The 13,627-nt window shown below is 63.0% G+C and carries 13 protein-coding genes; 7 read left to right on the top strand and 6 right to left on the bottom strand.

All coding sequences use genetic code 11. From position 1 onward, the window contains the following. Positions 1 to 14 precede the first annotated feature (14 nt). Positions 15 to 1,574 (bottom strand): amino acid permease, encoded by a 1,560-nt coding sequence (locus tag ACNPP0_RS21470; RefSeq protein ID WP_046804946.1) that lies wholly within the window; start codon positions 1,572 to 1,574, stop codon positions 15 to 17. A gap of 132 nt (positions 1,575 to 1,706) precedes the next feature. Next, on the bottom strand, positions 1,707 to 3,257 hold the full coding sequence (locus tag ACNPP0_RS21465) for an AMP nucleosidase (RefSeq protein WP_442880148.1): 1,551 nt from the start codon (positions 3,255 to 3,257) through the stop codon (positions 1,707 to 1,709). Positions 3,258 to 3,639: 382 nt separating this feature from the next. Between ACNPP0_RS21465 and ACNPP0_RS21460 the strand changes: the two genes are divergently transcribed. Beyond that, entirely contained in the window at positions 3,640 to 4,236 is a 597-nt protein-coding gene (locus tag ACNPP0_RS21460) for a C40 family peptidase (protein ID WP_448706944.1), read from the top strand. 103 nt (positions 4,237 to 4,339) lie between these two features. On the opposite strand, the gene ACNPP0_RS21455 is transcribed toward ACNPP0_RS21460, so the two are convergent. Then, complete coding sequence (locus ACNPP0_RS21455) at positions 4,340 to 5,110, bottom strand: SDR family oxidoreductase (protein ID WP_332608058.1); 771 nt, start codon at positions 5,108 to 5,110, stop codon at positions 4,340 to 4,342. 227 nt (positions 5,111 to 5,337) lie between these two features. Here ACNPP0_RS21455 and ACNPP0_RS21450 point away from each other — a divergent pair, with 227 nt between their 5' ends. From ACNPP0_RS21450 to ACNPP0_RS21430, 5 genes are all read left to right on the top strand, one after another. Then, complete coding sequence (locus tag ACNPP0_RS21450; RefSeq protein WP_448706943.1) at positions 5,338 to 6,048, top strand: c-type cytochrome; 711 nt, start codon at positions 5,338 to 5,340, stop codon at positions 6,046 to 6,048. Beyond that, positions 6,045 to 7,049 (top strand): c-type cytochrome, encoded by a 1,005-nt coding sequence (locus ACNPP0_RS21445; RefSeq protein ID WP_448706942.1) that lies wholly within the window; start codon positions 6,045 to 6,047, stop codon positions 7,047 to 7,049. The genes ACNPP0_RS21450 and ACNPP0_RS21445 overlap by 4 nt, the downstream gene beginning before the upstream one ends. 114 nt (positions 7,050 to 7,163) lie before the next feature. Continuing rightward, on the top strand, positions 7,164 to 7,796 hold the full coding sequence (gene gmk / locus ACNPP0_RS21440) for a guanylate kinase (RefSeq protein ID WP_448706941.1): 633 nt from the start codon (positions 7,164 to 7,166) through the stop codon (positions 7,794 to 7,796). A gap of 44 nt (positions 7,797 to 7,840) precedes the next feature. After that, a complete protein-coding gene (gene rpoZ / locus ACNPP0_RS21435; RefSeq protein WP_006219679.1) occupies positions 7,841 to 8,044 on the top strand; it encodes a DNA-directed RNA polymerase subunit omega in 204 nt (67 codons plus the stop codon). A gap of 21 nt (positions 8,045 to 8,065) precedes the next feature. After that, the gene (locus ACNPP0_RS21430; protein ID WP_046804951.1) at positions 8,066 to 10,360 is read left to right on the top strand and encodes a RelA/SpoT family protein; all 2,295 of its coding nucleotides are present in this window, start codon (positions 8,066 to 8,068) and stop codon (positions 10,358 to 10,360) included. A gap of 25 nt (positions 10,361 to 10,385) precedes the next feature. On the opposite strand, the gene glnQ is transcribed toward ACNPP0_RS21430, so the two are convergent. From glnQ to glnH, 3 genes are all read right to left on the bottom strand, one after another. Beyond that, on the bottom strand, positions 10,386 to 11,114 hold the full coding sequence (glnQ, locus tag ACNPP0_RS21425) for a glutamine ABC transporter ATP-binding protein GlnQ (protein ID WP_448706940.1): 729 nt from the start codon (positions 11,112 to 11,114) through the stop codon (positions 10,386 to 10,388). Then, positions 11,111 to 11,767: a glutamine ABC transporter permease GlnP gene (gene glnP, locus ACNPP0_RS21420; RefSeq protein ID WP_332608054.1), complete on the bottom strand. Its 657-nt coding sequence runs from the start codon at positions 11,765 to 11,767 to the stop codon at positions 11,111 to 11,113. The genes glnQ and glnP overlap by 4 nt, the downstream gene beginning before the upstream one ends. Before the next feature lie 91 nt (positions 11,768 to 11,858). Then, positions 11,859 to 12,611: a glutamine ABC transporter substrate-binding protein GlnH gene (gene glnH / locus ACNPP0_RS21415; RefSeq protein WP_332608053.1), complete on the bottom strand. Its 753-nt coding sequence runs from the start codon at positions 12,609 to 12,611 to the stop codon at positions 11,859 to 11,861. A 167-nt stretch (positions 12,612 to 12,778) separates the two neighbouring features. On the opposite strand from glnH, the gene ACNPP0_RS21410 reads away from it, so the two are divergent. Next, positions 12,779 to 13,627, top strand: an 849-nt coding sequence (locus tag ACNPP0_RS21410) for a C45 family autoproteolytic acyltransferase/hydrolase (protein WP_448706939.1), incomplete at its 3' end; no start/stop codon positions are given.

Here is a 13,627-nt window from a genome sequence, read left to right as displayed (position 1 = left end):
GGGGCGACGAACGGCTAGCGCGCCTCGCCAGCTGCCGGTTCGCCCCGCAGGGCGGAATCCAGATATTCGCTGCGCGCCCGCGCATCCGGGAAACGCATGTCGCGGTAGCTGATGAAACGCGAGCCGCGCGTCACGCGATAACCCAGCCAGATCAACAGGAACAGCGGGATGCCGATATACGTGGCCACCACGCCGCCCCAATCAATGCGGTCTTGCAGGAACGCCTGATAGTTCTGGCCCAGCGTGATGATCAGGCACAGTACAAAGGCAAAAATCGGACCAAAGGGAAAGAACGGCGACACATACGGCAGATCGGCCAGGCTGTGACCTTGTTTGACGTAGCCGCGCCGGAACCGGTAATGGCTGATGGCGATGCCCAGCCACGCGATGAAACCCGTCATGCCCGAGGTGTTCAACAGCCAGATGTACACCGCGTTCGGGCTGAAGATAAACGTGAAGAAGCACAGGGCGGCAACGACGGTGGTCGCCAGCAGCGCCCACAACGGCACGCCATTGCGCGAAATGCGGCCGAAAATGCGCGGCGCCTTGCCCTCGCGGGCCAGGCTGTAAAGCATGCGCGTGGCGGCGTACATGCCCGAATTGCCGGCGGACAGCACCGAAGTCAGCACCACGGCGTTCATGACGGACGCCGCGCCCAGCAGGCCGGCGCGTTCAAAGATCAGCGCGAACGGACTGACGCTGATGTCTTCGACATCGTTGCGCAGCAAATGCGGATCGGTGTACGGGATCAGCAGGCCGATCACCAGGATGGCCATGACGTAGAACAGCAGGATGCGCCAGAACACCTGACGTACGGCACGCGGCAGGTTGCGCGCGGGGTCCTTGGATTCGCCCGCGGCAATGCCGATCAATTCGGTGCCCTGGAACGAAAAGCCCACCACCATCGCCACGCCGATCAGCGCGGCAAAGCCACCCGCGAAGGGCGCGTCGCCCACCGTCCAATTTGCCAACCCGCCCGTTTCGCCGCCACGGATGATGCCCAGCAGCATCATCACGCCCATTGCCACAAAACCCAGCACCGCCACGACCTTGATCAGCGCGAACCAGAATTCCGCTTCGCCAAAACCGCGCGCCGACATCGCGTTCAGGCCGAAGGTGATGGCCAGGAACAAGGCGCTCCAGTAGAAGCCGGGCACGTCGGGAAACCAGTAGGCCATGACGAGCTGCGCCGCCACCAGGTCCACGGCCACCGTCACCGCCCAGTTGTACCAATAGTTCCAGCCCAGCGCGAAGCCGAAACCGTCTTCGACGTAGCGCGCGCCGTACGTGGAGAATGAGCCCGACACGGGCATGGCGGCGGCCAGTTCGCCCAGGCTGGTCATCAGGAAATAGACCATCACGCCGATCAGCACATAGCCCAGCAGCGCGCCGCCCGGGCCCGCGCGAGCAATGGTGGCGCCGGACGCCACGAACAGGCCGGTGCCGATGGACCCGCCCACCGCGATCATTGTCAGATGGCGTGCGGACAAGGTGCGCCGCAGCTCGGAAGGCGGGTTTGCCTTCGCTGCGCGCGTGCCGCCGGAGCGGCGATCATCGTGTTCCGATGGAGCCAAAATTCATTCCTTCACGTCTTGAAGGCGTCCGCGCGGAGATCTCGCGAAAGCCTGGGATTACCGAGCAACGCGCGAGAATAGCGCAAACGGACCCGCCTCGAAAATTGGCGGCCGTTTGGGGACGGATCGCGCCTACTGGAAGGCCGTTTCCATGAAGGTGCGCAGCTTGCGGGAATGCAACCGTTCCGGCGGCATGTCCCGCAGGCGCTCCAGGGCGCGGATGCCAATTTCTAGATGCTGATTGACCTGCCTGCGATAGAACACGCTGGCCATGCCTGGCAGTTTCAGTTCGCCATGCAGAGGCTTGTCTGACACGCACAGTAACGTGCCGTACGGCACCCGGAAGCGGAAACCGTTGGCGGCAATGGTGGCCGATTCCATGTCCAGCGCAATCGCGCGCGACTGCGCAAAACGCTCGACCAGTTCAACGTGGTCGCGCAGTTCCCAGTTGCGGTTGTCAATGGTGGCCACGGTGCCCGTGCGCATGATGCGCTTCAAATCCCAGCCCGACAGCCCCGCCACTTCCTGCACGGCCTGTTCCAGCGCTACCTGCACTTCGGCCAGCGCGGGCACGGGCACCCACGTGGGCAGGTCGGCATCCAGCACGTGGTCTTCACGAACATAGCCGTGAGCCAGCACGTAGTCGCCCAAGCGCTGGGAATCCCGCAGGCCGGCGCAATGGCCCAGCATCAGCCAGGCATGCGGACGCAGCACGGCGATGTGGTCGGTGATGGTCTTGGCGTTGGACGGGCCCACGCCGATATTGACCAGCGTGATGCCGGAATGGTCGCCGCGCACGAGGTGATAGGCGGGCATTTGCGGCAGGCGCACCCCCTGGCCTTCGTCGCCCGGGCCGTTTTCGCCGCGTCGGGTGATGCGGTTGCCCGGCTCGACCAGCATCTCGTAGTCTTCATTGCCGCTTGCCATCAGCGCACGAGCGCGGGCGCAGAACTCGTCAACGTAGAACTGGTAATTGGTGAACAGCACAAAGTTCTGAAAATGCGCCGGCGCCGTCGACGTGTAGTGCTGCAAGCGATGCAGCGAATAGTCGACGCGCTGGGCGGTGAACGGGGCAAGCGGCTTGGGTTCGCCGTCCTTGCCGCGCCAGGAACCGTTGACAATGGCGTCATCGGTGACGGCCAGGTCGGGCACGTCGAACAGGTCGCGCAGCGGGCGCTTCAGCGCTTCAAGGTGCTCGCCCTCGACATACGCGCCTTCAGGGAAGGCGAAATGCAGCGGGATGGGCGAATCGGACTCGCCGACCTCGACCGCCACGCGATGGTTTTGCAGCAACTGGCCGACCTGCTCGATCAGGTAGTCGCGAAACAGCTCGGGCTGGGTGATGGTGGTCTGGTAGATGCCGGGCTCGGCCACGTGGCCGTACGACAGGCGGGTGTCGATGGGGTCGTAGGTTTCGACCACGATACGGATCGCCGGGTAGTAGGCCCGCGCACGCTCGGGTGCGCTACCGCTGCCTTCCTTCGCGCCGTCCTCTGCGCCTTCCTTTGCGTGTTCCTTCGCCCCTTCCTTCAGCACGTCGCGAAAAGCCGCACGCAGGAATGCCGTGTTGCGCGCGTAGATTTCGGCCAGCCGGGCGACGGCGGCACGGGCGTCCTGAAAGGGTTCAAAGGGCAAGGCATCGGGCCGGTTCATGGAAGACACGGGGTGTACTGCATTCATCATTGAGCTCTACTCCGCTTCTTATCTGTCTTATCGGTTTGCTCGGCGCCCTGGGTAACTCGGGCCCACAACTCAGGCCCACAAGCGCCGATGCGGTCGATTATGCCCGAGCCGATCCCGCATGAAGCGTCATATTTGCCACTGCCCCGCCGCAGCCCCGCTCGTTGCGCCAGTCCCGAATTTGCTGCGCCCGTTACATCGTCTCCCCGGGCGGCAGTAACGATGGAACGCTGATAATGCTGCATTGCACTACAAATGTAATGAAACTTTATTCCATTATAATTCAACGGCTTCCGTGGCTTGCGTGGCCCGGAACGCCCCCTTTCCGCCGGCTTGCCCCCTTAGGCAAAGCCATGCCGCCTACTCCGATTTTTGAAGTGACGTAATGACTCCGCCCACGCGAAAAGTCCGATTTGCCAATTTCCGCATTCCCGTTTTCCTGTCAGCCCCCCTTTTTGCACTGACCCTCTCGTGGCTTCCCAACGCCGCCCAGGCGTCGCTGCCCACCGCACAAGCCCGCCCGACGCTCAGCGGCCTGCGCCTGGCGCAAGAGCCCACCGTTCCCACCTTGAGTGAACGCGTCGTGCAAGCCGGCCTCGACGCCATCGGCACGCCGTACAGCTGGGGTGGCGACGACGCCGAAGGTTTTGATTGCAGCGGCCTGGTGCTGTACGTTTTCCGCGAAATCGCCGGTCTGGAACTGCCCCGCACGGCGCGTGCCCAGCGCAGCGAGGGAAAATCCGTCGCCAACAAAAAAGAACTGCGTCCCGGTGACTTGGTATTTTTTGCCACGCGCGGTCGCGGCGTCACCTCGCACGTCGGCATCTATATTGGCCAGAACAAGTTCGTTCATGCTCCCCGCCGTGGCACGAAAGTGCGCGTTGACGAGATGAAGAACCCTTACTGGACCAAGCGCTACGTCGGCGCACGACGTTATCTGGACACCACCCAGGGCCAGATGCTGGCCCAAGCGTCGCGATAGGTCGCCTCAAGACACGGGCGAAAAAAAGGCGCCTGCCTGGCGCCTGACGATCAGGGGTAAGTAACCAGCCTGTCGAGAAATTTTCCGGCAGGCTGTGCCGCATTCAGCCCCGCCCCACGAATGGCATGTTGGTGGCCATGATGGTCATGAACTGCACGTTGGCGTCCAGCGGCAGGCGCGCCATGGCGGCAACTGCCTGCGCCACGTGCGCGACGTCCATGCGCGGCTCGACCTTGGTGCTGCCGTCGGCCTGCAAGATACCGTTTGCCATGCGCTCGGTCATGTCGGTAGCCGCATTGCCGATGTCGATCTGCCCGCAGGCAATGCCATACGGCCGGCAATCCAGCGAAATCGATTTGGTCAGCCCGGTCACGGCGTGCTTGGTCGCCGTGTAGGCGATCGAGAACGGACGCGGCGCGTGCGCCGAAATCGACCCGTTGTTGATAATGCGGCCGCCCTGCGGCGTCTGTGCCTTCATCACACGGATAGCCGCTTGCGCGCACAGGAACATGCCGGTCAGGTTGGTGTCGACGACTTCGCGCCACACCGACACGGGCAGTTCTTCGATGGGCATGGCGGGTGCCCCGCGCCCCGCGTTATTAAAGAGCACATCCAGCCGGCCATATTCGCGCTGCGTCGTGTCGAAAAGATCACGCACCGCATGCTCGTCCGATACATCGGTCGGCACCACCAGCGCTCGCACGCCGTCTTCGCCCGCTGCCGTGCGGGTTGCTTCCAGCGGGTCGCGGCGGCGTCCCGCCAGCACGACCCGATAGCCCTGCGCCAGGAATTCCAGCGCCACAGCGCGGCCAATTCCCGTCCCTGCACCGGTTACCAGAGCCACGCGTGGTGGTTCGATCTCGTTTGCGTGCATCGGATTCTCCTTGTTATCAATCGGCGAGATGCTACCGCAATCATTAGCGCGATGCTGCAAGCAAAGTTTCCAAACCAGACACAGTTGCGGCTCGCTTCCTACGAGAGGAAGCGAGTGGAGCACGCGCGCGAAATCAGACAAATGCGCAGATCTGTCACAAGTCTTTATATAATCTGAGGCAATTAGCTTATTACCCATAGTCAATAACAATATCGGAGCAGGCAACCATGACCCCACGGTCCTTACCCGCCGCGTTGCTCTTGAGCTTGGCGGGCGTTGCTGCCGCACAGGCGCAGGGCGCGGCTGGCCCCGCCGGCAAGCAAATCAGCATGCAAGGCGCGAATGGCGCGCCGGCCTGTGTGACCTGTCACGGCGCACGCGGTGAAGGCAATCCCGCTGCGGGTTTCCCGCAGTTGGCGGGCATCGGCGCCAAGTATCTGACCGAGCAACTGCAAGCGATGGCCAACGGGTCGCGAGTGAGCCCGGTTATGGCGGCGACCGCGAAGGCGCTGGATCCCGAGCAGCAAGCGGCGGTGGCACGCTATTACGCGTCGTTGCCGTCGCCGTTGAACATTGACCGCCTGGCCGCCACGGCCATGCATCCCGTCACGCCCGCCGACACGGGCGCGTGGTTGGCCACGCGCGGAGCGTGGGACAAAAACGTCCCGGCGTGTAATCAGTGCCACGGCCCTGGCGGCATCGGCGTGGGCGAGAATTTCCCCGGTTTGGCTGGCCAACCGGCCGCATACATTGCCGGCCAACTGCGCGCCTGGCGCCAAGGGCAACGTCCGCCGGGGCCGCTTGCGTTGATGCCGGCGGTGGCGACACGGCTGACCGATGCCGAGATCGACGCCGTTTCCGCCTATTACGCCGGCCTGCCCAAGGCCGCCGATTTGCTGGCGGCGCAAGCGCCGGCCGCACCGGGAGCTCGCCCATGATGTTTGTACCCGCCCGGACCGCCATGTCCTCCGATGCGCGCCAAGCCGCCATCGACCCCGGCTCGGACATATCGTCCGCCCCCCTCCGCCGTGCCGTGCTTCTGGGCGCCATCGCCCTAGGACTGTTCGCTGCTGCGAATGCGCAGGCCGCCGAACCGCGCCCTGCCTTCACACCGCCCTCGGCATCGTCGCTGCCCGACACCGAATTTGGCATGATCGTGCGCCAGGGCGAGCAGATTTTCCTGCACACCCCGCAAATGGCAGGCAAATTTGTGGGCAACGACCTGACCTGCGCCAGCTGCCATCTGGACGCCGGCCGCCGCCCGGATTCAGCGCCGATGTGGGCCGCGTACGTGTTGTACCCGGCCTATCGCGCCAAGAACGAACACGTCAACACCCTGGCGGAACGGCTACAGGGCTGTTTTCGTTTCAGCATGAACGGCAAGGCCCCGGCGGCGGACGATTCCACGCTGGTCGCGTTGCAAAGCTATATGTTCTGGCTGGCCAGCAAGGCACCCACCGGCGTAGTGCTGGAAGGCCAGGGATATCGCAAACTGCCCGCGCCCGCGCAAAAGGCCGACTACGTGCGCGGAAGCGAGGTCTATGGGCAGTACTGCGCGGTGTGCCACGGAGCGCAAGGCCAGGGCCAGAAGAACGGCAAACACTGGGTGTTCCCCGCGTTGTGGGGCGCCGATTCGTTCAACTGGGGCGCCGGTATGCACCAGATCGGCAACGCGGCGGGCTTCATCAAGGCCAACATGCCGCTGGGTCAAGCCGGCATGCTGAGCGACCAGGAAGCCTGGGACGTGGCCTATTTCATGAATGCGCACGAACGGCCGCAAGACCCGCGTTACAAGGATTCGGTTGCAGCCACCCGCGCCAAATACCATGACTCCGACGACTCGCTTTACGGCATTGAAGTCAACGGGCACCTGTTGGGCAGCGATTCCCCGGCACCGGGGGGCAAGTTGATCCAAGCGGCGGCCAAACCGGCCGGCTAGCCTGGCCCGGGCGCTACCGCAACGGCGATCAGACGGCGTGACAGCGGGTTTTCCCCTGCCCCGCCGTCTGATTTGCTAGACTTCCGGTCTTAGCATCACACGCCGGTCTTATTCATGTACGCCAATCCCGGAAACGTCTTCATGGTCGTCGCTCCCAGCGGCGCGGGCAAATCCAGCCTGGTGAAGGCCTTGCTTGCGCAAGACCCTTCCATCGAACTTTCCATCTCCTGCACCACCCGCGCGCCCCGCCCCGGCGAAGAAGACGGCCGCGAATATCGCTTTGTCTCGACCGACGATTTCAAAGAGATGCGCGACGCGCAAAACCTGCTGGAATGGGCCGAAGTGCATGGCAATTTCTACGGTACGCCGCGCGACCGTATCGACACCGCAACGCGTGAAGGCCGTGATGTCCTGCTGGAAATCGATTGGCAAGGCGCGCGTCAGGTAAAGCAGCGTTTTCCGGGCGCGATCGGCATTTTCGTGTTGCCGCCGTCTATCGAAGAACTGGAAAGCCGGTTGAAGGCGCGGGGCCAGGATGCGCCGCAAGTGATCGCTCGGCGACTCATGGCGGCGGGCGGCGAAATCGCCCACGCGCCTGAATGCGAATATGTTATTATTAATCAAGAATTTAGCGTAGCCTTGTCGGAACTGATACAAATCGTCAGTGCCGCAAGGCTGCGTTTTTCGTCTCAGGCCGCCCGGCACGCTCAGTTGTTCTCGCAACTTGGCATCCCTGCCGAGCATTGAGCCGACTGCATTCTCCCTATCATCCATCAGCACCAGGTGTCCTAATGGCTCGCATCACTGTCGAAGACTGTCTGAATCAAATCCCCAATCGTTTCAAGCTCACGCTGGCCGCGACGTATCGCGCCCGCGAGTTGGCGCAAGGCCATGCCCCGCGCCTGGACAGCAAAGACAAGCCCACGGTCACTGCACTGCGCGAAATCGCGGGCGGCCTAACCGGCGTGGAAATGCTGCGTAAAGTTCCCACCTGATAGTCTCGGGGGGCGGCAAGTATGGCTTTTCCCGGGCTGAAGTACGCTTCATCTGGTCTGCTTGCCGCGCTACGTGCCGGCTCCCGTCTTGGGCGCCGCACGGGTAAGAAAGGCAAAAACCCCGCTACGCCACCGTCCGTCGCCGCGCAAGAAGCGGCGGACGCGACCGCCTCGCCGGTCGCTTCGCTGGCACCGCTGACCGAAATCATCGGCAGCTATCTCGATCCCAAAGATGTAGAGCGCGTGCGCGAAGCCTATCGCTTCGCGGACCAGGCGCACCTGGGCCAATTCCGCGCCAGCGGTTCGCCCTACATCTCGCATCCCATCGCCGTCACTGAAATCTGCGCAGGCTGGAAGCTCGACGTCAACGCGTTGTCCGCTGCCTTGCTGCATGACGTGATGGAAGACCAGGGCATCGCCAAGCACGAGCTTGCCGAAAAATTTGGCCCTGAAGTCGCCGAACTGGTGGATGGGCTGTCCAAGCTGGACCGGCTGGACTTTGCCACCAAGGCCGAGCAGCAGGCCGAGAGCTTTCGCAAGATGCTGCTGGCGATGGCGCGCGATGTGCGCGTCATCCTCATTAAGTTGGCCGACCGCCTGCACAACATGCGTACGCTGGACGCGGTCAACCCCGAGAAGCGCCGGCGCATCGCACGCGAAACGCTGGATATTTACGCGCCCATCGCCCATCGCCTGGGCTTGAACCTGCTGTTCCGTGAATTGCAGGACCTGTGCTTCGCGGCGATGTACCCGAACCGCTATCAGGTGCTGTACAAGGCCGTGCTGGCGGCGCGTGGCAACCGGCGCGAAGTCATCACCAAAATTGCCGATTCGGTGCGGGCGTCGCTGCCCGCCGCCGGTATCGAAGCCGAAGTCACCGGCCGCGAGAAAACGCTTTATGGCATCTACCGCAAGATGGTGGACCAGAAAAAGTCGTTTTCCGACGTGCTGGATATTTATGGCTTTCGCGTGATCGTGCACACGCTGCCCGAATGCTATCTGGCGCTAGGCACGCTGCATCAGCTGTATCGCCCGGTGCCCGGCAAGTTCAAGGACTACATCGCCATTCCGAAGGTGAACGGCTATCAGTCCCTGCACACCACGCTGGTCGGCCCCTATGGCACGCCGGTGGAATTTCAGTTCCGCACGCGCGACATGCATCACGTGGCCGAAGAAGGCGTGGCGTCGCACTGGTTGTACAAGGGCGCCGACCTGACGCTGAACGACCTGCAAAAGCGCACGCACCAATGGCTGCAATCGCTGCTGGACATTCAAAGCCAGACGGGCGATTCCGGCGAATTCCTTGAGCACGTCAAAGTTGACCTGTTCCCGGACGCAGTCTATGTGTTCACGCCGCGCGGCAAGATCATTTCCCTGCCCCGTGGCGCGACGCCGGTGGACTTTGCCTACGCCATCCACACGGACATCGGCAACCAGGCCGTGGCGGCCAAGGTCAACGGCGAATTCGTGCCGCTGCGCACTGAACTGAACAGCGGCGACACGGTGGAAATTGTGACCTCGCCCGCCTCGCGCCCCAACGCACAGTGGCTCAACTACGTACGTACCGGCCGCGCCCGTTCCGAAATCCGCCACTACCTGCGTACCGTCAAGTACGAGGAATCGGTAGCGTTCGGCGAACGGCTGCTGAGCCAGGCCCTGCAAGAACTGCACATGCCGATGCCGGCAACCGACGACCCGGCCTGGCAAAAGCTGGCGCGCAGCACGGGCGCGAGCTCGCGCGAAGAGATCCTGGCCGATATCGGGCTGGGCAAGCGACTGGCCGCCGTTGTGGCCCGCCGCTTTGCGCCCGAACATCAGCTGGTTGCCACCACGGCGGCAGCGGTTGACGAACTGACCTCGGCGCGCAGCGCTCCCATCCTGATCCAGGGCAACGAAGGCCAGGCCGTGCAGTTGGCGCCTTGCTGCGGTCCGCTGCCTGGCGACCCCATCGTGGCCGGCATGCGCATGGGCCACGGGCTGGTGGTGCATACCGCCGACTGCCCGGTTGCCATGCGCCAGCGCCTGCGCGAACCCGAACGCTGGATCAATGTGGCGTGGGACGCGCACACGGCCAAGCACCTGGCCACGCGCCTGGACATCATCACCCGCAACGAACGCGGCGTGCTTGGCCGGCTGGCGGCGGAAGTCACCGCCGCCGACGCCAACATCATGCACGTGACGATGCACGATGACGCGGTGTCCACGGTGTCGCTGCACCTGACCATCCAGGTCGACAGCCGCAAGCATCTGGCTCAAGTCATCCGCGCCATCCGACACGTTCCGCAGGTGCAGAAGATTGTCCGGGTCAAGGGCTGAAGCCGGACTAACGCCCACACCGCGATCAAGCCACGTGTTGCAAAAAGTCCTTTAACCGCTGGCTGGGCGGGTTGCTTAGCAATTCAGCCGGCGGGCCGTCGTGCGCGATTTTGCCCGCGTCGATGAAGATCAACCGGCTGCCTACCTTGCGGGCAAATTCCATTTCGTGCGTGACGACCACCATCGTCATGCCCTCTTCCGCCAGATCGCGCATCACCTTCAGCACTTCGTGACGCAGTTCGGGATCCAACGCCGAGGTGGGCTCGTCGAACAGCATCAGCTTGGGTTTGATGGCCAATGCGCGCGCGATCGCCACGCGCTGCTGCTGCCCACCGGACAGCTCGGACGGAAAGTGGTTCATGCGTTCGGCCAACCCCACCTTGTCCAGCAAGCCCATCGCCAGCTCGCGCGCTTCGTCGCGACTTTGGCCGCGCGTGTGCACGGGGCCGAACATCACGTTTTGCAACGCGGTCATCTGCGGGAAAAGGTTGAACTGCTGAAACACCATGCCCGCTTCACGGCGAATTTCGCGCACCTGCGCGGCGTCGCCCTTGACGCTCAGGCCATCGACCAGAAGATCGCCATCGTTAATGGTTTCCAGTACGTTGATGCACCGCAGGAACGTGGACTTGCCGGAACCCGACGGCCCCACCACCACCACAACCTCGCCTGCATCGATGTTCAGCGAGATGCCGTTCAGCACCATGGATTCGCCAAAACTCTTGGTGACGTTATGAAATTCAACCATGCTCATAATATGCGCATCCTTCTTTCCACCATGTGCAGCGTCAGCGCCATCAAGCCGGTCAAGATCAAGTAGACGATCGCCACGGCGGACCAGATTTCGACGGCGCGGAAGTTGCTGGCCATGATCTCCTGGCCTTGGCGCGTCAGTTCAGCCACGCCGATCACGATGAACAGCGAGGAATCCTTCAAGCTGATGATGCACTGGTTGCCCAGCGGCGGGATCATGCGGCGAAACGCCACCGGTCCGATGATGTGGAACAAGATCTTGTGAAACGGCAGGCCCATCGCCTGCCCCGCTTCCTTCAGTCCCTTGTGTACCGACAACAGCGCCCCGCGTACGATTTCGGAAATGTAGGCGCCCGAGTTGATGATCAATGTGACGATGGCCGCCCATTCCGCATCCACCCGGATATCGGCAAGCAGCGGCAAGGCGAAGTAGATGAACATCACCTGCACGACAATCGGCGTGCCGCGAATGACCGCCACATAAACCTGCGCGATGGCCGACAGGACGATATTGCCGTATGCACGCGTCACGCCAGACAGCGCGCCCAGCAGAAAACCACCGAACAATCCCCAGAACGTGATCTTGATGGTCATCAGCGTACCCTCAAGCAGATTGGGTAACGCGCTCTCGATTACAGTCCAGTCGAACTCCACGATATTCCCCCCAAAGCGCCAACGGGCGCCGCATCATGGCGGCGCCGCGCGCGGGCAGTACCCACAGGCGGCGCCAAAAACAGCTATCTGCTTACGGCTTCTTGCCGAACCACTTTTCGTAGATGGCGTCGTACTGGCCATTGGCCTTCAGCGCGGCCAGCGCCTTGTTCACTTGCGGCACCAGTTCGCTGCCCTTGGGGAAGGCGATGCCGTAGAAGTCACCGCTCTTGACCGAGCCCACGACCTTCACGCGGCCCTTTCCGGCTGAATTGGCGTAGTACTGCACGTTGGGCGTGTCGTGCACCGCGGCATCGACGCGGCCGGTGGCCAGTTCAAGGTAGGCGTTGTCGATGTTGGGGAACAGTTTCAGCTTGGCGTCCGGCACCTGCGCTTTCAGGAAGTCAACGGTGGCGGTGCCGGTCTTGACGGCGACGGTCTTGCCCGCCAGGGACTTGGCGTCCTTGATGTCGGTGTTCTTTTCGCTGACCAGAATGGCCAGGCCGCTTTCATAGTAGGGGTCCGAGAAGTCGATGACTTTCTTGCGGTCGTCGCGGATCGTAATGCCCGCCAGGGCGGCGTCGATATTCTTGGTTTGCAGGCCCGGGATGATGCCGTTGAAATCCATCGGCTGAAGCTTGTACTTCAGGTTGAGTTCCTTGGCGATGGCGGCCCACAGGTCTACGTCAAAGCCCACGTAGGTATTGCCCTGCTTGAACTCGAACGGCACGAAAGCGGTATCGGTGGCCACCACCAGTTCCTTGCCTTGGGCTTGCGCGCCAGAGGCAGCGCCGAACATGGCCACGGACAGGCCGACCAAGGCGGCGGCGACTTTACGTTTGATCATGAAACTCTCCTCTTGGGGACCGTCGGCACCCCGGGGTTGTTGTAGGGGCATGATTCCTGAGCGGCGCCGGGGTGTCCGGCGCGGCTTATCGGCGATCTTAACGCATCCGTCCCCACCCGGCAGAGCTTAGAAAAATTACAATCCGCATGACACCCCGGAGAATCCCCATGCCCTACAAATATGTACGCATTGCCGGAAACCGGCGTCAGGTGGGCCTGGCGCTGGGCAAGTTGGCCCGCCCGCTGATGTCGGTGTATCTGGCGCAAAGCAGCACCTGGGAAGCGCTGCGGCGCTGGCGCGATCATGCTTATGTAGACGAACTGGCCCAGCATGCGCAGGCCGCGCTACCCGCGATATGGGAAGAGTTGGAAGGCATGGCCGAAGGGCTGCGCATGCCGGTCAAGGACGTGCTGCTTTGGAATTGCCGTGGCGACCTGCTGCACAGCACGAACGACGGCTGCACGACCGTCGCGCTCAAAGGCGCGGACGGCGCACGCTGGATCGGGCACAACGAAGACGGCGACCCGTATCTATATGGACGTTGCCATCTGGTCGACGTGGCGCTGGACGACGCGCCCGGTTACGTCAGCTTCTATTACCCGGGATCCTTGCCCGGCCACACCTTCGGCGCCAACCGCGCAGGCCTCGTCCAGACCATCAACAACCTGCGCACCCGCCAACGCCATCCCGGCGTGCCGCGCATGTTTCTGGCGCGCGCCGTGCTCGACTGCGCCACCTTGGACGATGCCATCGCGCTGTTGCGAGACCTTCCCCATTCCGGCGGGTTTCATCACACGCTGGGCAGCGCCACCGACCCGCGCCTGATCAGCGCCGAAGTGACGCCGGGTGCGGTATCGGTATTGGACATCGGCACGCGCTACGGCCATGCCAACCACATGATTCACGCCAAGACCCGCGCGCAACCCCAGGTGGTGACCGAATCATCGCGCGACCGGCAGAACAGAATCGAAGGCATCGTGGACGGCTGGTCGCCGCGGACCGGCGGCGCGGACCTG

This window comes from Achromobacter semiaridum (genome assembly GCF_053543755.1).
The sequence above is the reverse complement of the archived record's forward strand: the minus strand, read 5'-3'. Positions and strand labels throughout refer to the sequence as shown.